Raw genomic sequence first — 21,133 nt, forward strand, 5'->3', positions numbered from 1 at the left:
GCCGCCCGTCCGGCGGTGTCGTTCAGGCCCGGATCGGGCCCGCAAGCGCGGCGGTCGGGCCGCGGCTTACTTGATGACCGTCTTCGCGTCCTTGAGCAGATCCGGCGACAGCGTCACGCCCTGCTTCGCGGCCGCGCCCGTGTTCGCGAACAGTTCGAGGTTGCTGCTCGTCTCCGACGCGATCGCGCCCGGCTTCTCGCCCTTCAGGATGCGCGCGACGACCTTGCCCGTCTGGCGGCCGAGGTCGCCGTAGTTGATGCCGAGCGCCGCGATGCCGCCACGCTTCACGCTGTCGGTGTCGCCGGCGACGAGCGGGATCTTCGCTTCGTTCGCGACCTTCACGAGCGCTTCGTACGCGGACACGACGTTGTTGTCGGTGTTCGTGTAGATCACGTCGACCTTGCCGATCAGGCTTTTCGCGGCCGGGCCGATGTCGACAGTGCGCGGCGCGGCCGCTTCCTTCAGCGTCATGCCCTGCTTCGCGAGGATCTCCGCGAGCGCCTTCACGACGACGACCGAGTTCGCCTCGCCCGGGTTGTAGACCATCCCGACCGTCTTCGCCTTCGGCACGACGCGCTTGATCAGCGCGACCTGGCGATCGAGCGGCAGCTTGTCGGATACGCCCGTCACGTTGGTGCCCGACGGGCCCCAGCCCTTCACGAGCTGCGCGGCGACCGGATCGGTCACGCCCGAATAGACGACCGGCACGCTCTTCGTCGATGCAACCACCGCCTGCGCGGCCGGCGTCGCGATCGCGACGATCACGTCGGGCTGGTCGCCGACGAACTTGCGCGCGATCTGCGCGGCCGTGCCCGTGTTGCCCTGCGCGCTCTGGTATTCCCACTTGAGCTTGTCGTCGCCGTAGCCTTCCGCCTTCAGTTCGGCACGCACGCCGTCGCGGATCGCGTCGAGCGCCGGATGGTCGACGATCGACAGCACCTTGACGGTTTGTGCATGCGCGGCGCCGGCCAACGCGAGTGCGGCCACGCCGGCCGTGATCGAACGGATCGCGAAAGTCTTGAAACGCTTCATGGGTGTGTCTCCCCCGTATTTGTGTCGGTTCTGGATGATGGATTTCCGCCGCCGTCGGGCGGGCGCCGCCATGCGTACGACGCGCTGGCGAACGGCCCGCGCACGCTCCGGGAAAGCGCGCAGCGGCGAACGCACGAGGATACCATTTCCGCAGACCACCGCCTGACTCCGCGCTTTCGCGGCATGCCCCGGATCGCCGCGCCCGCCGAAGCCCGCGAACGCGTGCGAAGCCCGGCCGGCGGCGGTTTCCGCCGGCCTCTGCGCAACGCGTCAGCCGCGCTCGCGGCTTTACGTTATGCTGTCGACCGACCCCATCCACGCCATCGGAGGGCACATGAAACGGGGAGTCAGAGCCATCGCATTCGCGGCCGTCGCGCTGGCGTTGCCGGGCGCGGCGTTCGCGCTGACCGACGGCAGTGCGCAATACGACGACTGCATGCTCAATGCGCTGCGCGAAAGCCGCAACGGTGCGGCGGCGCAACTGATCCAGCGCTCGTGCGACGCGCTGTATCGCAACAACGCGATGCTGCTGCCGCGCGAGCGGCGTTTTCACGAGTGTGTCGTGCAGTCGCTGCCGGGCGTGCGCGACAACTATGCGATCCAGCAGATCATGTCGATCTGCTCACGGCGCGGCGAGATGTGACGCGGCGTTGAACGCGCCACACCGTGCGGCCTTCGCCGTTCGGCCGCGCCAATGAAAAAGGGCCTGCGCGATGCAGGCCCCTTGCGTTCAACGGTCCGACCGGTGTGCGGCGTTCAGAACGACGCGACCATCGAGCCCTTGAACTGCTTCTTGATGAATTCGCGTACTTCCGGCGACTGGTACGCCTTGACCAGCTTCTTCACCCACGGCTGATCCTTGTCCTTCGCGCGCACGGCGATCACGTTTGCATACGGGCTCGTCAGCGATTCGAGCGCGATCGCGTCCTTGGTCGGCTGCAGGTTGGCGGCGAGCGCGTAGTTCGTGTTGATCACGGCCGCGTCGACGTCCGACAGCACGCGCGGCAGTTGCGCGGCGTCGAGTTCGGAGATCTTCAGCTTCTTCGGGTTCTCGGCGATGTCGAGCACCGTCGCGTTGTTGCCGCCCGTGCCCGCGCCGGCCTTCAGCTTGATCACGCCTTGCGTCTGAAGCAGCAGCAGCGCGCGGTTTTCGTTCGACGGATCGTTCGGCACCGCGAGCTTCGCGCCCTGCGGCAGATCCTTCAGCGACTTGAACTTCTTCGAGTACACGCCGATCGGCGAGATGTAGGTCAGGCCTGCCGTGACCAGCTTGTAGCCGCGCTGCTTCACCTGGCTGTCGAGGTAGGGCTGGTGCTGGAAGCTGTTCGCATCGAGGTCGCCCGAGTCGAGCGCCGCGTTCGGCTGCACGTAGTCGTTGAACTCGATGACCTTCACGTTCAGGCCTTCCTTCTCCTTCGCGACCTTCTGCACGAGCTGCCACACTTCCGCATCCGGGCCGGCGACCGTGCCGACCTTGATCACCTTGTCTTCGGCGTGCGCACCGGCCGACAACGTCAGCGCGGCGCCGGTGGCCAGCACGGAAAATACCTTCAGGAGACTGCGACGCTTCATCTGTTTCTCGCTTTCTTGCTTGACTGAAATGGGGCGCGATACGGGTATGCCCCGACTCGCAGGAAGGGGCAAATGGTGTCACAGGAACAGCGGGAAGTGAAATACATCCCGCTCATATGGGTATGCACCGCAGCGGTGCTGGCGGAGGCTGCGCGACTTGGCCGTTAGTTGCGTTCATGCGAGCCGCGCATCGGCCCGAGCGCGTCACGCCACCGCTGCCCGGGCGGCCGCCTTCGTCTCGAACGCCGGCTCGCCCACCTGGCCGCCCACCCGGAACGCGCCGACCGCATCGCGCAGCCGCGCTGCCTGTTCCTGCAGCGACGCGGCGGCCGCGGCGGCCTCCTCGACGAGCGCCGCGTTCTGCTGCGTCACCTGATCCATCTGCGTAACCGCGCGCCCGACCTGCGTGATGCCGCTCGCCTGCTCCTCGGACGCGGCCGCGATCTCGCCCATGATGTCGGTCACGCGAGCGACGGCCTGCAGGATCTCGCCCATCGTCGTGCCGGCCTGGCCGACCAGCGCCGACCCGTTGCGCACGCGCTCGACCGAGTCGACGATCAGCTCGCGGATCTCCTTCGACGCCGTCGCGCTGCGCTGTGCGAGCGACCGCACTTCGCCCGCGACCACCGCGAAGCCGCGGCCCTGTTCGCCCGCGCGCGCGGCTTCGACCGCCGCATTCAGCGCGAGGATGTTGGTCTGGAACGCGATCCCTTCGATCACGCCGATGATGTCGGCGATCTTGCGCGAGCTGTCGTCGATCTCGCCCATCGTGCCGATCACGCGGTTCACGACGTCGCTCCCCGTGCGCGCGATCTCCGATGCGCTGTTCGCGAGCCCGCTCGCCTGCCGCGCGTTGTCGGCGTTCTGCTTCACGGTCGCAGTCAGCTGCTCCATGCTCGCGGCGGTTTCTTCCAGCGATGCGGCCTGCTCCTCGGTGCGCTGCGACAGGTCGTCGTTGCCGGCCGAGATCTGGCGGCTCGCCGACGCGATCGACCCGGCCGACTGGCGAATCCCGCCGATCGTCGCCTGCAGCCGTGCCTGCATGTCGTGCATTGCGGCCATCATGCTCGTGCGGTCGCCCGCACGCACCGGCACCGGCTGCGTCAGGTCGCCCTGCGCGATGCGCGCGGCGAGCGCGGCCGCTTCGTCGGGCTCGCCGCCGAGGCTGCTGCGCACGTTGCGGATGATCACCAGCATCGCCGCGCTGATCACGAAGCCGATCACGAGCACGACCGCGAGGTGGCCGAGCAGCGTCCGGTAGTAAATGGTGTCGATGTCCTTCAGGAAGACGCCGCTCGAGATGTTCCAGTCCCACGGCGCAAAGCGCGTGACGTAGCTGATCTTCGGTACGGCGGTCTCGCTGTGCGGCAGACGCCCGCGGTACTCGGCGAAGCCGCTGCCGGTTTCCTTCGCGGCGTTCAGGATCGTGACGAACAGCGGCTTGCCGTCCGGGTCGAGATAGTCGCCGACCTGCGTGCCGACCAGCTTCGGCAGCGTCGGATGCATCAGCACGACCGGCTTCGAGTCCATCACGAACACGTAACCCGCATCGCCGTAGCGCATCGCGGCGAGGCTCGCGAGCGCGTCGCGCTTCGCGTCGGCCTCGGGCAGCGTGCCGTTCTGCGCGAGCGCGTGATACGCCTTCACGATGCCGGCCGCCGAATCGACGAGATTCGCGATGCCTGCCTTGCGTTCGGCGAGCATCGTCGCGCGCGTCTCGTACGCGCTCCATGCGCCGACGCCCAGCAGACCGATCCATACCAGCGCAAGCGCGAGCCACAGCTTGCGGTTCAAACTCATTCTGCTCATCTGCGTGCCTTTGTCGATGTCGATGCGCACGCTGCGCGCGAACGGCCTGCCGCGCGCAAACGCTTGCCCATTCATTTACGGCACCGAGGCTTACAACTTGAATACGGGCCGGCGCCGCAAACCGGCGATCGACATGCCGCCCGCACCGCACCGCGACCGCCGGCGCGACAGTCCGCGTCCGCTGTGCTAAAAAGACCGGCTGGCCGGCACACGAAGCGCCGGTGTCATTCCGGGGGCCCCATGTACGTCATCGACATTCACTACACCGCATCGCTCGAGCGCATCGACGACGCACTCGAACGCCATCGCGCATTCCTGCAGCCGCAGTTCGACAAGGGCATCTTCATCGCAGCGGGGCCGAAGGTGCCGCGCGAAGGCGGCGTGATCCTCGCGGCCCGCATCGATCGCGACGAGCTGGATGCGATCCTGAAGACCGATCCGTTCGTCACCGAGGGGCTCGCCACGTATCGCGTGACGGAATTCCGGATCACGCGTGCCGCATCCGGCTTCAACGTGCCCGCACTGCCGTAACGCAACGCCTGCGCGACCTCCGCGCGATGCGCGCGCAGGCCGCTACGCCGCCCGACGGGCGGCGCATGCGAACAACGAAGAGAGAGGGAAAGCGTGACGGCGCGAAGCGGCCGTCACGTGATCGCCGGGCCGGGCGCCCGGCGGCTGCCGGTCAGTCGATCAGCAGCTTCAGGTCGTGGACCCACGGGCCGGGCCCCTGGCCGTCGCGCACGAACAGGCGCAGCTTGCCGTCGCGGTCGAACACGTAGCTCGCGGCCGTGTGATCCATCGTGTAGCTGCCGGGCGTCTTGCCGGGCACCTTCGCGTAGTACACGCGGAAATCCTTCGTGACCTTCTTCAGCGCGGCTTCGTCGGCCGGCCGCAGGCCGATGAACGACGGATCGAACGCGGGCACGTACTGGCCGAGCAGCGCGGGCGTGTCACGCTCCGGGTCGACGGTGACGAACAGCACCTGCACGCGCTTCGCGGCATCGGGCCCGAGCTGCTTCAGCGCTTCGGACAGCTCGGCCATCGTCGTCGGGCAGACGTCCGGGCAGTGCGTATAGCCGAAGAACATCACGACGGCACGGCCCTTGAAGTCGGCGAGCGTGCGCACCTTGCCGGCCGTATCGGGCAGCGAGAAGTCGCTGCCGAACTGCGTGTTGCCGGTGATGTCGAGATTCTGGAATTTCGGCGCGTTGTCGCATCCGGCGAGCAGCAGCGCTGCCGTGAATGCGCATGCGAGCATCCAGCCTTGGCGCGCGCGGCGCCCGAACCGTGATTGGAGCATTGCGTTCAAACCGTGCGGTTACACGCCGAGCAGCGGGCGTGCATAGTGATCGACGAGCAGCGCGGCGAACAGCAGCGACAGGTAGACGATCGAGTAGCGGAAGGCCTTGCGGGCGAGTTCGTCCGAGTAGTCGCGATGGATCTTCCACGCATACGCGAGGAACACCGCACCGAGCAGCACTGCGCTCGTCAGGTAGACGGCCCCGCTCATCCCGGAGATGAACGGCATCAGCGTGACCGCGAACAGGATCACCGTGTACAGCAGGATGTGCAGCCGCGTGAACTTCTCGCCGTGCGTGACGGGCAGCATCGGCAGCCCCGCGTTCTCGTAGTCCTTGCGGCGATACAGCGCGAGCACCCAGAAATGCGGCGGCGTCCACACGAAGATGATCAGCACGAGGATCCATGCGTCGCCCGGCACCGCGCCGGTGACCGCGGCCCAGCCGAGCGCCGGCGGCATCGCGCCCGACGCGCCGCCGATCACGATGTTCTGCGGCGTCATCGGCTTGAGCAGCAGCGTGTAGATCACCGCGTAGCCGACGAAGGTGGCGATCGTCAGCCACATCGTCAGCGGGTTCGTGAACGTATAGAGCGTCCATGCGCCGACACTGCCGAGCACCGCCGAGAACAGCAGGATCTGCGGGGTCGTGATCTCGCCGCGTGCGGACGGGCGCCACGCGGTGCGGCGCATCATCGCATCGATTTTCTGTTCGACGAGGCAGTTGATCGCGAACGCGGCGCCGGCCAGCAGCCAGATGCCGACCGTACCGCCGATCAGCACATGCCACGGCACCATGCCCGGCGTCGCGAGGAACATGCCGATCACCGCGCAGAACACCGCGAGCTGCGTGACACGCGGCTTCGTCAATGCCATGTACTGCGAAAACCGGCTACCGGGCGATTGGGAGAGGGTGCTTTGCATGGGGGCGGTCACGCCGGGGCGGCGTCGCGCGCAGGCTGCGCGACACGGCCGGGGCGGCTTGAAAGGATGCGAAAGTTTAACATGACGACGAGCAGCAGCAGGATCGCGGCCCCGCCGTTGTGCGCAACGGCGACGGGCAGCGGCCACTGCAGCACGATGTTGGTCAGGCCCGTCACGAACTGCAGCAGGACGACCAGCAGCACGCCGTTCGCGGGCCGCCGCAGCGATTCGAAACGGCGCATCTTCAGCGCAAACGCGACCAGGTATGCGACCACGACGAACGCGAACGTGCGGTGCGTCCAGTGGATCGCGACCAGCGCGTCCTGCGTGATCGCTTCGCCGTCCTTCGTCATCCCGAGCGCGCGCCACAGGTGGAAGCCGTGCTGGAAGTCCATCGGCGGGATCCACTGGCCGTTGCAGGTCGGGAAGTCGGTACACGCGAGCACCGCGTAGTTGGTGCTCACCCAGCCGCCGAGCGCGATCTGCACGACGAGCAGCACGAGCGCCGCGAGCGCAGCCGCGCGATAGCGGCCGGCTTCGGGATCATGCGACGGCAGCGGCGTCTGCCGTGCCGCGAGCCAGCCGAGCGTGCCGAGCAGCGTGAGGCCGAGCAGCAGGTGAATCGTGACGATCACCGGCTGCAGCTTCATCGTGACCGTCCACGCGCCGAACGCGCCCTGCACGAGGATCAGCAGCAGCAGGCTCGTCGGCCACCACGGCGACACGTGCAGCGGGCGGCGGCGCAGCCGCGCGGACCACGCGATCACGACCTGCGCGATGATCAGCACGCCGATCGCCATCGCGAAATAGCGGTGGATCATCTCGATCCATGCCTTCGACATGCTGACGGGGCCCGTCGGCATCGCCTGGTGCGCGGCCGTGATCGCGGCGTGCGCGATGAACGGCGACGACGTGCCGTAGCAGCCGGGCCAGTCCGGGCAGCCGAGCCCCGAATCGGTCAGCCGCGTGAAGCCGCCGAACATCACCAGGTCGAGCGTCAGGAAGGTGGTGATCCACACCAGCTTGCGAAACTTGTTGTCGTCGGCCTTCACCCACACGTACGACAGCGGCAGCAGCGCGATGCAGAAGCCGATCAGGCCGAGTTGCAGTAGATACGCCATCGGTTCAATGCCTCTCGTCTTGCCTTAGCCGATGCTCGACCACTTCAGCAGCTTCGTCACGTCCGACTTGATCTTGCTGGGGTTCGGATCCTTCGGGAAGCGCATCATCAGGTTGCCGTTCGGGTCGACCATGTAGATGTGGTCGCTGTCCTTCGTGCCCGCGTCGGCGGGCAGCCACGCGGCCACCGCGGCTGGGTCGGCGACGAGACGGCGCGTGTCCGGGTACGCGTCCAGCACCTTCTGCGGCGTCGCGCCCGCATCGCTGCGCAGCCACACCATCGTGAGCCGGTGCCGCTCGCCTGCCTGCGTGACGCGGATCTGGCGCATGAAATAGAGCTTCTTCACGCAGGCTTCGTCGCACGCGCTGCTGTCGGTCATCACGAACAGCCACACGCCGCGCAGCGACGACAGCGGCACGGTCTTGCCGGTTTCGTCGGTTACCTGCAGATCCGCGGGGATCGGGCGCTGCGGCTCGATCAGCGTGCCGTAGTTGGTCGAGCCGCCCTTCGGCTTGATCACGTAATAGGTGAAGTACGACGCGATCATCGGTGCGGCGCACACGAGACCCAGCAGCACGAGCATCCAGCGGCCGCGCTTGCGGGCCGCAGGCGACGGCGCAGCGGCCGGACCCTGACGGGAAGATTGCATGGACAAATCAGACCTCTCGAAACGAACCCGCGGCGCCGACGCCGCGTCCTGGCATGGCACTCACGCGCCGGCCGACTTCTTCGCCGCACGCCGCGCGGCGTACAGGCCGAAGCCGAGCGCGGCCGCCGCCATCGCCCACCACTGAAACATGTAACCGTAATTGCGCTCGACGCCGGTCGTCGCCGCCGGCCAGTCGCGCACGAGCTTGTCGCCGTCGTCGCTCGTCTGCTGGATCACGAACGGCTGCAGCGGCAGCCCCGTTTCCTTCGCATACGCGGCGACGTCCAGGTTCTGCCGGATCTTCTGGTGCGCGGCCGACCCGCCTTCGCCGAGCTCGAACGCACGCGACGCGTCAGCACGCGCGATGCCCACGATCTCGACGTCGCCCGCGGGCGTCGCGAACGGCTCGATCGCCGTGCGATCCGAAATATTGCGCGGCAGCCAGCCGCGGTTCACGAGCACGACGCCGCCGCCCGTGAGTTTAAACGGCATCACGACGTAAAAACCCGGCTGGTCGTTATACGGCCGATTGTCGAGAAACACGGCTTGCTCGGGCACGAAACGGCCCTTCGCACGCACGCGATGAAACTCGATCGACGCGAGCGGCATCGGCTGCGCGCCGACGTCGACGGGCGCCGCCTGCTCGTAGCGCTCGATGCTCGCCTGCAGCGCTTCCTTCTGGTGCGCGCGCTCGCGCTGCCAGAAACCGAGACGGATCGTGACCGCGACGACGACGAGGATCAGCAGCGCGGGCAGCCAGCGGATCTTCATCATGCGGCCCGCCCGGCACATGCTGACAAGCGAGGTGCGATAATTATCCTCTTCCTTTCGAATTGCCGTCGTCCGGTTCGTGTCATGCACATACTCGTTCCCATCGCCTTCGTCCTCATCATTGCCAGCATGGGCTCGGCGCTCTACTTCATGATGCACGACCGCGGCCATACGAAACGCATGGTCTGGTCGCTCGCCACCCGCGTCGGGCTGTCGGTGTCGCTGTTCCTGCTCATCCTGATCGCGAACTGGATGGGCTGGATCCATTCGACCGGCCTGCCGATCGGGCGTTGACCGATTTGCCGCCGCGGCCGCTGTGACATTTCGCCACATGGCCGCCGCACCAAGCAAAAGCGCCGCCTGACTGAGTCGCGGCGGCGCCCGGAGGGTGAAGGCCGGCAGTCACGCTGCCCGGCCGACCCAATGAAAACGGCCCGCGCATTGCTGCGCGGGCCGTTGTTCCATTTACAGCCAGTAGACGACGACGTACAGGCCGAGCCAGACGACGTCGACGAAGTGCCAGTACCACGCGGCGCCTTCGAATGCGAAGTGGTGATCGGGCTTGAAGTGGCCGCGGATCATCCGCACCAGCACCACTGCGAGCATCGTGCCGCCGAGGAACACGTGGAAGCCGTGGAAGCCGGTCAGCAGGAAGAACGTCGAACCGTACACGCCCGAGTTCAGCGTCAGGTTCAGTTCATTGTACGCGTGGTAGTACTCGAAGCCCTGCAGGAACAGGAAGCAGATACCGAACACGAGCGTCGCGGCGAGCCAGGCGATCGCCTTCTTGCGATGATCGTCACGCAGCGCGTGGTGCGAGATCGTCAGCGTCACGCCCGACGACAGCAGGAACGCGGTGTTCAGCGTCGGGATCGGCCACGGGCCCATCGTCTTGAAGTGACCGGCGAGCGCGGCGGGGCCTTCGTTCGGCCACACGGCGGAGAAGTCCGGCCAGATCAGCTTGTAGTCGAGGCTGCCGAGCTGGTGCAGCGCGATTTCACGCGCATAGAACAGCGCACCGAAGAACGCGCCGAAGAACATGACTTCCGAGAAGATGAACCAGCTCATGCTCCAGCGGTACGACTTGTCGACGTTCTTGCCGTAATGACCGCCTTCCGATTCGGCGATCGCGTCGCCGAACCAGTGATACAGCGTGAAGAGCAACCACAGCAGGCCGAGCAGCGCCGTAAACGGCGCCCAGTCGTGACCGTTGATCCACAGCGCTGTCGATCCGAGCATGACCAGCAGGCCGATGGCCGCGCTGATCGGATGCTGCGACGGATGCGGCACGAAATAGTACGGGGTCTGGTTTTGACCGCTCATGCTTGATTCTCCACTTCTGTCCAATTTGTGTACCGGAAACCGCTCCGGCTTTATTTCTTGCGCGGCGTGACCACCGCCGCTCCTTCCTGCACGCGCCGCCGTGGCGCCGCGCACTGCATTCTTCTTTCGTGGCCGCGGGCTTCAGCCCACGACGGCACGCACGATCAGGATCAGCACGCCGATGAACACACCGGCTGCCAACAACGCGACGATCAGCACGTGCAGCGGATTGAGCTGCGTCGCGTCGGCCTCCAGGTCGCGCCGCTTGCGCACCCCGAAGAACGACCACAGCACCGCTTTCAACGCCTGGCCGAACGACCCGCCCCGCTTGTCCCCCGTCATCGCCCCGCCTCCGTCGTCATGCATCCGGCTTCGCCGCGCCCTGCGCGGCGGTCTTGCCCGGCGCCGGCGCCGGCGTGGCCGGCGTATTCAGCTCGAAGAACGTGTACGACAGCGTGATCGTCTTCACGTCCTTCGGCAGTTTCGGATCGATCACGAACACCACCGGCATCTTGCGCGACTCGTTCGCGGCCAGCGTCTGCTGCGTAAAGCAAAAGCACTCGATCTTCTTGAAGAACTCCGTCGCCTGCTTCGGCGCGTAGCTCGGAATCGCCTGGGCGACGACCGGCCGGCCCTGCCCGTTCGTCACGTCGTACACGATCGTCGTCAGCTCGCCCGGATGCACGTCGAGGCTGTTGTGCTCCGGCTTGAAACCGAGCGGGCCGCGCGCGTTCGCATCGAACTCGATCGACACCGTACGGCTGGTATCGACCTGCGAATTCTTCACCTCGCGCTCGCTGACATCGCGCTGCACCAGGTTGTTGATGCCGGTGATCTGGCAGATCGCCCGATACATCGGGATCAGCGCAAAGCCGAAACCGAACATCAGCCCGGCCACGACGAAGAGCTTCACCAGCATCGAACGATTGAACGCGCGATCGACGGCGCCCTCTTCCGGCTTCGACATACGACAACTTCCTCGCTACTGCGTCTGTTGCTGCATCAGTGAGTGGACAGCCACCACTGCTTGATCACGACACCCACAAAAAAAACGGCGGCGATGACGAGCAGGATGAGGCCGAGCCGCTTGTTGCCCGCGCGGATCTGCTCGGGCGTTCGTCTTTGTTGTGGATTCCGGTTCATCTGACACTTCGGTTCGGCGCCCGCCGCGCCGGCCTGCGCGGCAGGCAGCGGCGGAGCGCACTGTGAAACTTACTCGACGTGCGGCGGTTGCTCGAACGTGTGGAAGGGAGCCGGGCTCGGCACCGTCCACTCGAGGCCCGTCGCGCCATCCCACGGCTTGTCCGACGCCTTTTCCAGCTCGCCGCCGCCACGGTAGGCCGGCAGCGCGACCGCGAACAGGAAGTACACCTGCGCGAGGCCGAAGCCGAATGCGCCGATCGTCGCCACCTGGTTGAAGTCCGTGAACTGCGCCGGGTAGTCCGCGTAGCGACGCGGCATGCCGGCGAGACCGACGAAGTGCATCGGGAAGAACGTCAGGTTGAAGAAGATCATCGACGCCCAGAAGTGGATCTTGCCGCGCGTCTCGTTGTACATCCAGCCCGTCCACTTCGGTGCCCAGTAGTACCAGCCCGAGAACAGCGCGAACAACGAGCCGGCCACCAGCACGTAGTGGAAGTGCGCCACCACGAAGTAGGTCCCGTGATACTGGATGTCGAGCGGCGCCATCGCGAGCATCAGGCCCGTGAGACCACCGAACGTGAACACGAACAGGAAGCCGATCGCGAACAGCATCGGGGTTTCGAACGTCATCGAGCCGCGCCACATCGTCGCGAGCCAGTTGAACACCTTCACGCCCGTCGGCACCGCGATCAGCATCGTCGCGTACATGAAGAACAACTGGCCGGTGACCGGCATGCCCGTTGCGAACATGTGGTGCGCCCAGACCATGAACGACAGGATCGCGATCGAAGCCGTCGCGTACACCATCGAGCTATAGCCGAACAGCGTCTTGCGTGCGAACGCCGGGATCACCTGCGACACGATCCCGAACGCCGGCAGAATCATGATGTACACCTCGGGGTGGCCGAAGAACCAGAAGATGTGCTGGTACATCACCGGATCGCCGCCGCCTGCCGCGTTGAAGAACGACGTGCCGAAGTGGCGGTCGAACAGCACCATCGTGATCGCGCCTGCCAGAACCGGCATCACCGCGATCAGCAGGTAAGCCGTGATCAGCCACGTCCACGCGAACATCGGCATCTTCATCAGCGTCATGCCCGGAGCGCGCATGTTCAGGATCGTCACGACGATGTTGATCCCGCCCATGATCGACGATGCGCCCATGATGTGGACCGCGAAGATCGCGAAGTCCATGCCCGGGCCCATCTGCGTCGACAGCGGCGCGTAGAGCGTCCAGCCGGCGGCCGTCGCGCCGCCCGGCGCGAAGAACGAACCGACCAGCAGCACGGCCGCGACCGGCAGCAGCCAGAAGCTGAAGTTGTTCATCCGCGCGAACGCCATGTCGGATGCGCCGATCTGCAGCGGAATCATCCAGTTCGCGAAGCCGACGAACGCCGGCATGATCGCACCGAACACCATGATCAGGCCGTGCATCGTCGTGAGTTCGTTGAAGAACTCCGGACGCATGATCTGCAGGCCCGGTTCGAACAGCTCGGCCCGGATGGCGAGCGCCATCACGCCGCCCGACAGGAACATGATGAACGAGAACAACAGGTACAGCGTACCGATGTCCTTGTGGTTGGTGGCGAACAGCCAGCGCCGCCAGCCGTGCGGCATTTCGTGCGCGTGGTCGTCGTGCGCGTGGTCCGCGGCTACGTCGTGCCCGATGCTAGACATGAGAATCTCCTAATGCGAATACGTCGACTAACTCAGCGACACGTCAAGCCGCCGGGCCGATCTCGACACGCCGGGCTTCCTTCGCGTCAGCCCCGCCCGTGATCGTTTCCGGCTTTTTGAGAATAATGTGGTCTTCCGCCACGCCTGCTGCCTTCAGCGCGTCGCGCACGGCTTGCGCGCGATGCTTCGCCAGTTCGGCGTTCGCGTCGGCCGAGCCCGTCTTGTCGGTAAAGCCCGACAGCGCGAGCTTCGCGTCCGGATGCGCCTTCGCATAGTCGGCCGCGGCGGCGATCGCCGCCTTCGCGTCGGCCGGCAGCACGCTCTTGCCCGTCTCGAAGTAGATCGTCGACAGTGCGGCCGATGCCGCTGCGGCCGGCTGCTCCGCGCCCGACGCGGCTTGCGCCGGCGCCGAAGCGGCTTCCGCCGGTGCCGCTGCCGCTGCGCCCGCCGCGTCTTCCGGCATCTTGCCGTTACGCGCGTCGGCCACTTGCTTCGGCTGCAGCAGGTCGTTCTTGTGGTTGCCCCACGAATTGCGTTCGTACGTGATGACCGACGCGATGTCGAGATCCGACAGCGACGCCCAGGACGGCATCGCGCCCTTGCCGTGCAGCACGCGCTCGACGTGGCCGGCGATCGGGCCGTTCACGATCGGGCTGCCGTCCATGGCCGGAAACGCGCCGAGGCCCTTGCCGCTCACCTGGTGGCAGGCCGCGCAGTTCGCCTTGTAGACTTCCTCGCCGTGCGCGACGAGTTCAGCCATCGTGTAGACCTTGTTCGGATCGACTGCGGCGCTGGCCAGCTTGGCCTTCTGCGCGGTGACCCACTTCGCGTAGTCGTCATCCGACAGGACTTCGACCACGACCGGCATGTACGCGTGTTCCTTGCCGCACAGCTCGGTACAGAAACCGCGGAACGTACCGACCTTGTCGGCCTTGAACCACGTGTCGCGCACGAAGCCGGGGATCGCATCCTGCTTCACGCCGAACGCGGGCACGTACCACGAGTGGACGACGTCGTTCGCGGTCGTGATGATGCGAATCTTCTTGTTGACCGGCACGACGAGCGGGTTGTCGACTTCCTGCAGATAGGTGTCGGTGATCGGCTTCTTGCCCATCACTTCGTCACGCGGGGTGCTGAGCGTCGACAGGAAGCCGATGCCCTCGCCCGGGCCCTTCACGTAGTCGTAGCCCCACTTCCACTGGTAGCCGGTGACCTTGATCGTGAGATCGGCGTTCGTCGTGTCCTTCATCGCGACGACGGCCTTCGTCGCCGGAAGCGCCATCAGCACGACGATGACGAACGGCACGATCGTCCAGATGATCTCGACGGTCGTGCTTTCATGGAAATTGGCGGCCTTGTGGCCCTTGGATTTGCGGTGCGCGAAGATCGAATAGAACATCACGCCGAACACGCCGACGAAGATCACCGTACACAGGATGAGCATCATCGTGTGGAGATCGTAGAGCTCCTCGGCGATCTTCGTGACAGGCGGCTGAAAGTTGATCTCGTTGACACGGGGGCCGCCCGGGCTATCACCGACCGCCAGGGCCGCACCGGCAAAGAGCAATCCGCTGCATGCCAGCACGCCCGCGAGGGCTCGCTTGATTGTTTTCATAGCATCCTTACCCAAAATTTCCATTCAAACCCTCCCCCGTCGCAAGCTACCGGCCCTATCCGCCGGTGCCCGCGCCTCGTCAGCCGCAGCGCCTGAGCGATACGCGCAGTTCGTCGGCGAACTGCGCGCGCTTGTACTGCGCGAGATGCTGCCCGATTACGACGGTCTGCCCGCGCGATACCAGCCGAATCGGATCGCGTGGCGTCGCACCCGGCTCGACCCGCACCCAGCGCGGGTTGAATTCGATCTGCGTGAGCCGCTCCGCATCCATCCGCTCGATCACGAGCCGGTGCGGATACAGCCTGATGCGTTCGTAATCGACCGCATGGCGAGCATAGATCGCAAATGCGACACCCACAGCCAGCAACTCGATTCCGGTGAAGGGCATGACGAGCCAAGCCCCTTGCCACATCAGCAATGTCGCAATCACCAGCGAGAAGCCCGCGAGCGACGCGTAAAACAGCACGAACTGGCGCGGCGACGCCGAACAGTTGCGTTTCATGAGCCAGTCTTCGAGGACCGGCTCGCCGTTCGTCGTCTCCGCCAAAACCCTCGCTGCTTCCATCGCCGCCTCACGCGAATGGCATGCGATGCATGCCTGCATCGGACTCGTCGCCCCGTATTGCGGGGACCCCGGGACGACAAGCTGACGCATTATAGGCGGGTTCAATGGCATCCACAAGCAAGCGACTATCGGCCCGGGAGCCAAGCGCGACAAGCTTTCCGGCCATTTCAGGCGACAATTCGACCCCGCTTTGCGCCGCTAATTTCAGACATAACAAAACCCCTCTTTACCGCTTTACCGATTCTTCGGACGCCCCTTTCCGATGTCCTCGATGCGCACGATCCCGTGCCCTTCGGCGGTCGTGCGCGGCACGGCCTTCCACGCGTGGCCGTAGATCACTTCGAACGTCAGCGGAATCGTGCCGTCCGCGCGCCGGCGGGCCTCCAGCGCGTCGTCGAGCGCCGCGCGAAAGCGCCGCGTCGCGCGCTGCGGCGCGTCGCGGTCGAACGGATAGGCGCCCCAGCGGCGCACGTCGGCCAGCAGGGAGCCGGGGGACTTGTAGGTGACGGTCAGCACTTCCTGATCCATCACGGGAATCTCGAAGCCGCTCTCGACGAGCATGTCGCCGAGGTCGTGCATGTCGACGAAATCGATCACGCGCGGGGCGGGCGGCGCCATGCCGAGCGCCGCTTCGGCGTCCGCACAGGCCGCGCGCAGCTCGCGCAGCGTATCGGGGCCGAGCGTGCTGAACATCAGCAGCCCGTTCACGCGCAGCACGCGCTGCCATTCGGGCAGCACCGCGTCCGGGCGCGAATGCCAGTGGAGCGCGAGATTCGACCAGATCAGGTCGAACGCGCCGCCGGGGAACGGCAGCGCGGCAAAATCGGCCTGCGCGACGCGCGGGCCGCGCTGGCCCAGTGCGCGGCCGAGCGAGGCCGGCAGCCAGCGGCGCCAGCTCGCCTGCTCGACCTCGCGCTGCCCCGCTTGCGCGAGCATCGCGCCGGACAGGTCGACGCCGAATACGGGCGCCTCGGGAAAGCGCGCGCGCAGCGCCGGCAGGTCGTCGCCCGGGCCGCAGCCCGCGTCCAGCACGGCTGTGGGGCTCACCTTGATGTATTCGAGGCGCTCGTTCATGCGCTGCGCGATCTCGCGCGGCAGGAACGCGACCGCATCGAACGTGGCGGCACGGCGGTCGAAGATCCGCCGCAGGCGCCTTGCGTCATTGGCCGGACGGCCGGTTGAAGTCGAAGCTGGGGACATGTCGGGCACACTGGCGAAGAGCCCGAAGTATACTCGCTCGCCCCGCGGGCTTCATTGAGGCGGGGTGTCAGGAGTGTTGCGATGATCCGCAGTTCCGCCCGGCGCACGATGCGCGTCGCTTTGTCGCAGGTTCGCGCGCTGGCAGTGCGTGTCGCCGCGGTCGCGCTGCCGAATCGCTGCGCACTGTGCGGCAATTTGTCACACGCCGTGATTTGCAGCGCTTGCGACGCCGCTTACTGGAACGAAGCGCGGCTGCGCTGCGACGTCTGCGCGCTGCCGCTGGGCATCGGGCCACCGCGTTCGCCCTCGCGACGCGGCGCTCGCAACGGCCGCGTTACCGCGTACCGGTGCGACGCGTGCCGCGCGGCGCCGCCGCCATTCGATGCGACGCTCGCGCTGGCGGATTACTGCGCGCCGCTCGACGGGCTCGCGCGCGGCCTGAAGTTTCACCGGAAACTCGCGCTCGGCACCGAATTCGCCGCGCGGCTCGCCCGGTTGGTCGACGATACGCCCGGCGCCGGCGGCTTCGACCGGTGGCACCGGTGCCGCTGTCGCACCGGCGGCTCGTCGCGCGCGGCTACAACCGTGCGTGGGCGATCGCGCGCCCGCTCGCGCGGCGGCTCGGCGTGCGTGCGGATGCGGCGCTGCTCGCGCGGGTCGCCGATACCGCGCCGCAGTCGCGGCTCGACCGGCACGCACGGCGCGACAACGTGATGGCGGCATTCGCGGTGGCGGGTGGCGTCGCCGGCCGCCACGTCGCGCTCGTCGACGACGTGATGACGTCCGGCGCGACGCTTGCGGCCGCCGCGCACGCGCTGAAGGCGGCGGGCGCCGCGCGCGTGACGAATCTGGTTGCGCTGCGCACCGCCAGGGATTAATTAGAGAGAGAGGCCAGCCGCCCGAACACGGCGGCGGCCGCCACGAACCGGCCGGCCGGGAACGCGCACATGGCGCCGCCCCGGCCGGCCCAGCCAGACCGAAACATGTTCAACGTCGTCCTCGTCGCTCCCGAAATTCCGCCGAACACCGGCAACGTGATCCGCCTGTGCGCCAACACGGGCGCGCGCCTGCACCTGATCGAGCCGCTCGGCTTCCCGCTCGACGACGCGCGGATGCGCCGCGCGGGCCTCGACTATCACGAGTATGCGCAGATGCGCGTGCACCGCGACTGGGATGCGTTCATCGCGGCGGAAACGCCCGATCCCGCGCGAATGTTCGCGTTCACGACGCGCGGCTCGGGCCGCTTCCACGATCATGCGTTCCTGCCCGGCGACTGGTTCGTGTTCGGCTCTGAAACGCGCGGCCTGCCCGCCGAGCTGCTCGAGCGCTTCCCGAACGAACAGCGCGTACGCCTGCCGATGCGGCCGGACAACCGCAGCCTGAACCTGTCGAACACGGTCGCGGTGGTCGTGTTCGAGGCGTGGCGCCAGGCCGGCTTCGAAGGCGGCGCATGACGCTTGCGCGGCGCACCCGGAACCGCGGGACGCGTCACGCCCGCGCGAGCCGTGCGAGCCGTGCGCGATACAGGTCGTAAATGTCGGGAGAAAAGCACGCGAACATCACGCGTGCGAGGTTCGGCGCCTGCGGCAGCATTTCGGCGACGGTGCCGACCGCGATCTCGACGGCTTCCTCGGCCGGATAGCGATAGATGCCGCAACTGATCGCCGGGAACGCGATCGACGTTGCCGCGACCTCCTCGGCCAGCTCGATCGCGCGCCGGTAGCAAGACGCAAGCAGATCCGCCTCGCCGCGCCCGCCGCCGTACCACACGGGCCCGACCGCGTGGATCACATAGCGCGCCGGCAACCCGTGGCCGCGCGTGAGCTTGGCGTCGCCCGTCTCGCAGCCGCCGAGCGTGCGGCACTCGGCAAGCAGGCCGGGGCCGGCCGCGCGGTGGATCGCACCGTCGACACCGCCCCCGCCGAGCAGCGAACCGTTCGCGGCGTTGACGATCGCGTCGACATCGAGCGTCGTGATGTCGACGACCTGCGCATCGAGCGTGGTGGAATGGATCTGCAGCATGACAACCTCCCGGAACGCCGGAGACTGTTCAAGCGTAGCGCGCTTTGACGCCGGGCGCCGCGCGCCCGACGCGAACGCGGCGCCGAACGGCGCCGGGCCGCGTTACTCGGCGCGCGCGTCGCGCCGCAGCAGGCCGCTGACTGCGTCGCGCGGCGCGATGCCGTCGAACAGCACGCCGCACACGGCTTCGGTGATCGGCATTTCGATCGACTGCGCGCGCGCGATGGCCAGCACGGCCTGCGCGCAGCGCACGCCTTCGGCCACGTGGCCGAGCGCGCCGAGGATATCGTTCAGCGTGCGGCCGGCCGCCAGTTGCAGGCCGACCGTGCGGTTGCGCGACAGGTCGCCCGTGGCGGTGAGGATCAGGTCGCCGAGGCCCGTGAGGCCCGTGAAGGTTTCCGCTCGCCCGCCGAGCGCGACGCCGAGCCGCGACATTTCGGCGAGGCCGCGCGTAATCAGCGCGGCGCGCGCGTTCAGCCCGAGGCCGAGACCGTCGGCGATGCCGGTCGCGATCGCGAGCACGTTCTTCACCGCGCCGCCGACCTCGACGCCGACCACATCGTCGCCCGTATAGATCCGCATCGCGCCGTGATGGAACGCGGCGAGCGTGCGCTCGCGGCATTCGGCGGACGTGCTCGCCACCGTCAGCGCGACGGGCAGCGACTGCCCGACTTCGCGAGCGAAGCTCGGCCCCGACAGCACGCCGTTGCTGTGCTGTTCGGGCAACTCGGCCGCGATCACCTGGTGCGGCAGCAGATGCGTGTCGGCCTCGAAGCCCTTGCAGACCCAGACGACATGCGCAGGCACGCAGCCTGCGTCGCGCATCGCGTGACACAGCGTGCGCAACCCGGCCACGGGCGCGGCGATCACGCACAGTGCGTCGTCCGCGGCGCCATGCGCGAGCGCGGCGCCGAGATCGGCGTCGTAGCGCAACGCGTCAGGCAGCACGATGCCGTCCAGATAGCGGGAATTTTCGTGCCGGGCCTGCAGCCCGGCGATGAGCGCGGCATCGCGCGCCCACAGAAGCGTATCGTGCCGCGCGGCCAGATGGCCCGCGAGCGCGGTGCCCCAAGCACCGGCGCCGAGAACGGCTACTTTCATACCCAGCACCGGTCCTCCGAGTGAAACGTCAGTTCAGCGTCGTGCCATTCGGTGCGCCTGCTGCGGCACCGGCCTGCTGCTGAAGCTGCGCGAGGCGTTGTTCGTACAGCGCCTGGAAGTTGATTTCCGCCAGGTGGATCGGCGGGAAGCCAGCACGCGTGATCGCGTCGGCGATGTTCGAACGCAGGTACGGGAACAGGATCGTCGGGCATGCGATGCCGACGAGCGGGTCGAGCTGCTCGTCCGGAATGTTGCGGATGTCGAAAATGCCGGCCTGCTTCGCTTCGATCAGGAACGCGACCTTGTCCTTCACCTTCGCGGTGACGGTGCCCGACACGACGACTTCGAACACGCTTTCCGCGAGGCGGTCGGCCTTGACGTCGACTTCGACTTCAACCGACGGCATGTCCTGCTCGAGGAAGATCGCCGGCGAATTCGGCTGCTCGAGCGACATATCCTTCAGGTAGACGCGCTGGATGTTGAAGAACGGTTGGTTTTCGACGTCGGACATGGTGTTTCCCTAAAAGTGGTGACGGGGCGGCCCGGCTTCTCGCCGGCCGCCACGGATGAATCCTGCGCGCCCAATCCGCGGCGCGGCCGGCGGCCATTCTGCCCTAATCAGGCCGCTTGCAGAAGCGGGACGAGCCCGCCTTCGCGGTCGAGCTTCGACAGATCGTCGTAACCGCCGACGTGCGTGTCGCCGATATAGATCTGCGGCACCGTGCGGCGCCCCGTGCGCGTCATCATTTCGTCGCGGCGGGCCGGATCGCGGTCGATCAGCACCTTCTCGATCTGCTCGACACCGCGCAGCTTCAGCAGGCGCTCGGCCTGGATGCAATACGGACACACCTGCGTGCTGTACATCAAAACCTTGTTCACTTCGCCACTCCTTGTTTGACGACCGGCATCCCGGCCTGCTGCCAGGCGGCCACGCCGCCCTCGAGCACGTGCACCTCGGCGTAACCCGCCGCCTCGACCTCGCGCGCCGCCTTCTGCGACTGCTGGCCGTTCTGGCAGACGAGCAGCACCGGCGTGCTCTTGTTCTTCGCGACCTGCGCGATCTTCGTGCCGATCTCGCCCGCCGCGACCTGGCGTGCCGACGGCAGGTGGCCGGCAGCGAAATCGGCCGGCGCGCGCACGTCGATCACGACCGCGTTGCGGCGGTTGATGAGTTGCGTCGCCTCTGCGGCGGACAGGCCGCCGCGGCCGCGGCGCAGCGCGGGCCAGGCCAGCAGGCCGCCGGATACCACCAGGATCGCGATAAGGGCCAGGTTGGTGTAATTGGTAAAGAACGTCACGGAATTCCGCCGGAA

At 67.0% G+C, this 21,133-nt stretch carries 26 protein-coding genes and 1 pseudogene; 6 read left to right on the forward strand and 21 right to left on the reverse strand.

The window, feature by feature from the left end; genetic code table 11:
* Positions 1-66 precede the first annotated feature (66 nt).
* On the reverse strand, positions 67-1,032 hold the full coding sequence (locus LXE91_RS03205; protein WP_039346183.1) for an ABC transporter substrate-binding protein: 966 nt from the start codon (positions 1,030-1,032) through the stop codon (positions 67-69).
* 334 nt (positions 1,033-1,366) lie between these two features.
* Here LXE91_RS03205 and LXE91_RS03210 point away from each other — a divergent pair, with 334 nt between their 5' ends.
* Positions 1,367-1,675 (forward strand): VF_A0006 family four-cysteine protein, encoded by a 309-nt coding sequence (locus tag LXE91_RS03210; RefSeq protein ID WP_039346509.1) that lies wholly within the window; start codon positions 1,367-1,369, stop codon positions 1,673-1,675.
* Positions 1,676-1,788: 113 nt separating this feature from the next.
* Here LXE91_RS03210 and LXE91_RS03215 read toward each other — a convergent pair whose 3' ends face one another.
* Both LXE91_RS03215 and LXE91_RS03220 read right to left on the reverse strand, forming a co-directional pair.
* Entirely contained in the window at positions 1,789-2,604 is an 816-nt protein-coding gene (locus LXE91_RS03215; protein WP_039346185.1) for a MetQ/NlpA family ABC transporter substrate-binding protein, read from the reverse strand.
* 204 nt (positions 2,605-2,808) lie between these two features.
* Positions 2,809-4,413, reverse strand: coding sequence for a methyl-accepting chemotaxis protein (locus tag LXE91_RS03220; protein WP_039346512.1), 1,605 nt, complete (start codon positions 4,411-4,413; stop codon positions 2,809-2,811).
* A gap of 16 nt (positions 4,414-4,429) precedes the next feature.
* Between LXE91_RS03220 and LXE91_RS03225 the strand changes: the two genes are divergently transcribed.
* Positions 4,430-4,603 (forward strand): hypothetical protein, encoded by a 174-nt coding sequence (locus LXE91_RS03225; RefSeq protein ID WP_158077542.1) that lies wholly within the window; start codon positions 4,430-4,432, stop codon positions 4,601-4,603.
* A gap of 50 nt (positions 4,604-4,653) precedes the next feature.
* The gene (locus LXE91_RS03230) at positions 4,654-4,944 is read left to right on the forward strand and encodes a YciI family protein (protein WP_039346187.1); all 291 of its coding nucleotides are present in this window, start codon (positions 4,654-4,656) and stop codon (positions 4,942-4,944) included.
* A gap of 151 nt (positions 4,945-5,095) precedes the next feature.
* Here LXE91_RS03230 and LXE91_RS03235 read toward each other — a convergent pair whose 3' ends face one another.
* The 5 genes from LXE91_RS03235 to LXE91_RS03255 are packed head-to-tail and all read right to left on the reverse strand — an operon-like array spanning position 5,096 to position 9,174.
* Positions 5,096-5,713, reverse strand: a complete 618-nt coding sequence (locus LXE91_RS03235) for an SCO family protein (protein ID WP_039346188.1) — start codon at positions 5,711-5,713, stop codon at positions 5,096-5,098.
* A gap of 18 nt (positions 5,714-5,731) precedes the next feature.
* Complete coding sequence (gene cyoE, locus LXE91_RS03240) at positions 5,732-6,634, reverse strand: heme o synthase (protein WP_006477738.1); 903 nt, start codon at positions 6,632-6,634, stop codon at positions 5,732-5,734.
* Positions 6,635-6,642: 8 nt separating this feature from the next.
* Positions 6,643-7,755 carry a COX15/CtaA family protein gene (locus LXE91_RS03245; protein ID WP_039346192.1) on the reverse strand — a complete coding sequence of 371 codons (1,113 nt, stop codon included), beginning with the start codon at positions 7,753-7,755 and terminating at the stop codon, positions 6,643-6,645.
* Between the two features lie 24 nt (positions 7,756-7,779).
* Positions 7,780-8,403, reverse strand: coding sequence for an SCO family protein (locus LXE91_RS03250; protein ID WP_039346194.1), 624 nt, complete (start codon positions 8,401-8,403; stop codon positions 7,780-7,782).
* Positions 8,404-8,463: 60 nt separating this feature from the next.
* A complete protein-coding gene (locus LXE91_RS03255; protein WP_039346516.1) occupies positions 8,464-9,174 on the reverse strand; it encodes an SURF1 family protein in 711 nt (236 codons plus the stop codon).
* A gap of 84 nt (positions 9,175-9,258) precedes the next feature.
* Between LXE91_RS03255 and LXE91_RS03260 the strand changes: the two genes are divergently transcribed.
* A complete protein-coding gene (locus tag LXE91_RS03260) occupies positions 9,259-9,468 on the forward strand; it encodes a twin transmembrane helix small protein (protein WP_011353273.1) in 210 nt (69 codons plus the stop codon).
* Between the two features lie 171 nt (positions 9,469-9,639).
* Here LXE91_RS03260 and LXE91_RS03265 read toward each other — a convergent pair whose 3' ends face one another.
* The 8 genes from LXE91_RS03265 to LXE91_RS03300 form a co-directional block, all read right to left on the reverse strand.
* On the reverse strand, positions 9,640-10,497 hold the full coding sequence (locus LXE91_RS03265; RefSeq protein WP_039346195.1) for a cytochrome c oxidase subunit 3: 858 nt from the start codon (positions 10,495-10,497) through the stop codon (positions 9,640-9,642).
* 141 nt (positions 10,498-10,638) lie between these two features.
* Positions 10,639-10,863, reverse strand: coding sequence for a DUF2970 domain-containing protein (locus LXE91_RS03270; protein WP_039346197.1), 225 nt, complete (start codon positions 10,861-10,863; stop codon positions 10,639-10,641).
* Positions 10,856-11,464 carry a cytochrome c oxidase assembly protein gene (locus LXE91_RS03275; protein ID WP_039346202.1) on the reverse strand — a complete coding sequence of 203 codons (609 nt, stop codon included), beginning with the start codon at positions 11,462-11,464 and terminating at the stop codon, positions 10,856-10,858. Before LXE91_RS03275 ends, LXE91_RS03270 begins: the two co-directional genes overlap by 8 nt.
* 35 nt (positions 11,465-11,499) lie before the next feature.
* On the reverse strand, positions 11,500-11,640 hold the full coding sequence (locus LXE91_RS03280; protein WP_027789063.1) for a cytochrome oxidase small assembly protein: 141 nt from the start codon (positions 11,638-11,640) through the stop codon (positions 11,500-11,502).
* 69 nt (positions 11,641-11,709) lie between these two features.
* Positions 11,710-13,317: a cytochrome c oxidase subunit I gene (ctaD, locus tag LXE91_RS03285; RefSeq protein WP_031401318.1), complete on the reverse strand. Its 1,608-nt coding sequence runs from the start codon at positions 13,315-13,317 to the stop codon at positions 11,710-11,712.
* Between the two features lie 43 nt (positions 13,318-13,360).
* A complete protein-coding gene (gene coxB / locus LXE91_RS03290) occupies positions 13,361-14,956 on the reverse strand; it encodes a cytochrome c oxidase subunit II (RefSeq protein WP_039346207.1) in 1,596 nt (531 codons plus the stop codon).
* A 55-nt stretch (positions 14,957-15,011) separates the two neighbouring features.
* A complete protein-coding gene (locus tag LXE91_RS03295) occupies positions 15,012-15,536 on the reverse strand; it encodes a DUF2244 domain-containing protein (protein ID WP_046196288.1) in 525 nt (174 codons plus the stop codon).
* A 195-nt stretch (positions 15,537-15,731) separates the two neighbouring features.
* On the reverse strand, positions 15,732-16,697 hold the full coding sequence (locus LXE91_RS03300; protein ID WP_039346210.1) for a methyltransferase domain-containing protein: 966 nt from the start codon (positions 16,695-16,697) through the stop codon (positions 15,732-15,734).
* A gap of 81 nt (positions 16,698-16,778) precedes the next feature.
* Between LXE91_RS03300 and LXE91_RS03305 the strand changes: the two are divergent.
* Both LXE91_RS03305 and trmL read left to right on the forward strand, forming a co-directional pair.
* Positions 16,779-17,575, forward strand: a pseudogene (locus LXE91_RS03305) (ComF family protein).
* Positions 17,576-17,680: 105 nt separating this feature from the next.
* Positions 17,681-18,151 carry a tRNA (uridine(34)/cytosine(34)/5-carboxymethylaminomethyluridine(34)-2'-O)-methyltransferase TrmL gene (trmL, locus tag LXE91_RS03310; protein ID WP_021164234.1) on the forward strand — a complete coding sequence of 157 codons (471 nt, stop codon included), beginning with the start codon at positions 17,681-17,683 and terminating at the stop codon, positions 18,149-18,151.
* 34 nt (positions 18,152-18,185) lie between these two features.
* On the opposite strand, the gene LXE91_RS03315 is transcribed toward trmL, so the two are convergent.
* The 5 genes from LXE91_RS03315 to LXE91_RS03335 form a co-directional block, all read right to left on the reverse strand.
* Positions 18,186-18,719 (reverse strand): O-acetyl-ADP-ribose deacetylase, encoded by a 534-nt coding sequence (locus LXE91_RS03315; RefSeq protein ID WP_039346215.1) that lies wholly within the window; start codon positions 18,717-18,719, stop codon positions 18,186-18,188.
* Positions 18,720-18,821: 102 nt separating this feature from the next.
* Positions 18,822-19,820 (reverse strand): NAD(P)H-dependent glycerol-3-phosphate dehydrogenase, encoded by a 999-nt coding sequence (locus tag LXE91_RS03320; RefSeq protein ID WP_039346225.1) that lies wholly within the window; start codon positions 19,818-19,820, stop codon positions 18,822-18,824.
* Positions 19,821-19,848: 28 nt separating this feature from the next.
* Positions 19,849-20,331 carry a protein-export chaperone SecB gene (secB, locus tag LXE91_RS03325; protein ID WP_011353285.1) on the reverse strand — a complete coding sequence of 161 codons (483 nt, stop codon included), beginning with the start codon at positions 20,329-20,331 and terminating at the stop codon, positions 19,849-19,851.
* 107 nt (positions 20,332-20,438) lie between these two features.
* On the reverse strand, positions 20,439-20,699 hold the full coding sequence (gene grxC, locus LXE91_RS03330) for a glutaredoxin 3 (protein ID WP_039346228.1): 261 nt from the start codon (positions 20,697-20,699) through the stop codon (positions 20,439-20,441).
* Complete coding sequence (locus tag LXE91_RS03335) at positions 20,696-21,118, reverse strand: rhodanese-like domain-containing protein (protein ID WP_039346230.1); 423 nt, start codon at positions 21,116-21,118, stop codon at positions 20,696-20,698. The genes grxC and LXE91_RS03335 overlap by 4 nt, the downstream gene beginning before the upstream one ends.
* Between the last annotated feature and the right edge of the window lie 15 nt (positions 21,119-21,133).

This window comes from Burkholderia contaminans (assembly GCF_029633825.1).
GTDB classification, from domain to species: Bacteria; Pseudomonadota; Gammaproteobacteria; order Burkholderiales; family Burkholderiaceae; genus Burkholderia; species Burkholderia contaminans.

What these genes read in the sequence shown, in the direction of transcription:
- LXE91_RS03205 (WP_039346183.1), bottom strand. Translation starts at nt 1,032, where the DNA reads ATGAAGCGTTTCAAGACTTTCGCGATCCGTTCGATCACGGCCGGCGTG.
- LXE91_RS03210 (WP_039346509.1), top strand. Translation starts at nt 1,367, where the DNA reads ATGAAACGGGGAGTCAGAGCCATCGCATTCGCGGCCGTCGCGCTGGCG.
- LXE91_RS03215 (WP_039346185.1), bottom strand. Translation starts at nt 2,604, where the DNA reads ATGAAGCGTCGCAGTCTCCTGAAGGTATTTTCCGTGCTGGCCACCGGC.
- LXE91_RS03220 (WP_039346512.1), bottom strand. Translation starts at nt 4,413, where the DNA reads ATGAGCAGAATGAGTTTGAACCGCAAGCTGTGGCTCGCGCTTGCGCTG.
- LXE91_RS03225 (WP_158077542.1), top strand. Translation starts at nt 4,430, where the DNA reads ATGTCGATGCGCACGCTGCGCGCGAACGGCCTGCCGCGCGCAAACGCT.
- LXE91_RS03230 (WP_039346187.1), top strand. Translation starts at nt 4,654, where the DNA reads ATGTACGTCATCGACATTCACTACACCGCATCGCTCGAGCGCATCGAC.
- LXE91_RS03235 (WP_039346188.1), bottom strand. Translation starts at nt 5,713, where the DNA reads ATGCTCCAATCACGGTTCGGGCGCCGCGCGCGCCAAGGCTGGATGCTC.
- cyoE (WP_006477738.1), bottom strand. Translation starts at nt 6,634, where the DNA reads ATGCAAAGCACCCTCTCCCAATCGCCCGGTAGCCGGTTTTCGCAGTAC.
- LXE91_RS03245 (WP_039346192.1), bottom strand. Translation starts at nt 7,755, where the DNA reads ATGGCGTATCTACTGCAACTCGGCCTGATCGGCTTCTGCATCGCGCTG.
- LXE91_RS03250 (WP_039346194.1), bottom strand. Translation starts at nt 8,403, where the DNA reads ATGCAATCTTCCCGTCAGGGTCCGGCCGCTGCGCCGTCGCCTGCGGCC.
- LXE91_RS03255 (WP_039346516.1), bottom strand. Translation starts at nt 9,174, where the DNA reads ATGAAGATCCGCTGGCTGCCCGCGCTGCTGATCCTCGTCGTCGTCGCG.
- LXE91_RS03260 (WP_011353273.1), top strand. Translation starts at nt 9,259, where the DNA reads ATGCACATACTCGTTCCCATCGCCTTCGTCCTCATCATTGCCAGCATG.
- LXE91_RS03265 (WP_039346195.1), bottom strand. Translation starts at nt 10,497, where the DNA reads ATGAGCGGTCAAAACCAGACCCCGTACTATTTCGTGCCGCATCCGTCG.
- LXE91_RS03270 (WP_039346197.1), bottom strand. Translation starts at nt 10,863, where the DNA reads ATGCATGACGACGGAGGCGGGGCGATGACGGGGGACAAGCGGGGCGGG.
- LXE91_RS03275 (WP_039346202.1), bottom strand. Translation starts at nt 11,464, where the DNA reads ATGTCGAAGCCGGAAGAGGGCGCCGTCGATCGCGCGTTCAATCGTTCG.
- LXE91_RS03280 (WP_027789063.1), bottom strand. Translation starts at nt 11,640, where the DNA reads ATGAACCGGAATCCACAACAAAGACGAACGCCCGAGCAGATCCGCGCG.
- ctaD (WP_031401318.1), bottom strand. Translation starts at nt 13,317, where the DNA reads ATGTCTAGCATCGGGCACGACGTAGCCGCGGACCACGCGCACGACGAC.
- coxB (WP_039346207.1), bottom strand. Translation starts at nt 14,956, where the DNA reads ATGGAAATTTTGGGTAAGGATGCTATGAAAACAATCAAGCGAGCCCTC.
- LXE91_RS03295 (WP_046196288.1), bottom strand. Translation starts at nt 15,536, where the DNA reads ATGCAGGCATGCATCGCATGCCATTCGCGTGAGGCGGCGATGGAAGCA.
- LXE91_RS03300 (WP_039346210.1), bottom strand. Translation starts at nt 16,697, where the DNA reads ATGTCCCCAGCTTCGACTTCAACCGGCCGTCCGGCCAATGACGCAAGG.
- trmL (WP_021164234.1), top strand. Translation starts at nt 17,681, where the DNA reads ATGTTCAACGTCGTCCTCGTCGCTCCCGAAATTCCGCCGAACACCGGC.
- LXE91_RS03315 (WP_039346215.1), bottom strand. Translation starts at nt 18,719, where the DNA reads ATGCTGCAGATCCATTCCACCACGCTCGATGCGCAGGTCGTCGACATC.
- LXE91_RS03320 (WP_039346225.1), bottom strand. Translation starts at nt 19,820, where the DNA reads ATGAAAGTAGCCGTTCTCGGCGCCGGTGCTTGGGGCACCGCGCTCGCG.
- secB (WP_011353285.1), bottom strand. Translation starts at nt 20,331, where the DNA reads ATGTCCGACGTCGAAAACCAACCGTTCTTCAACATCCAGCGCGTCTAC.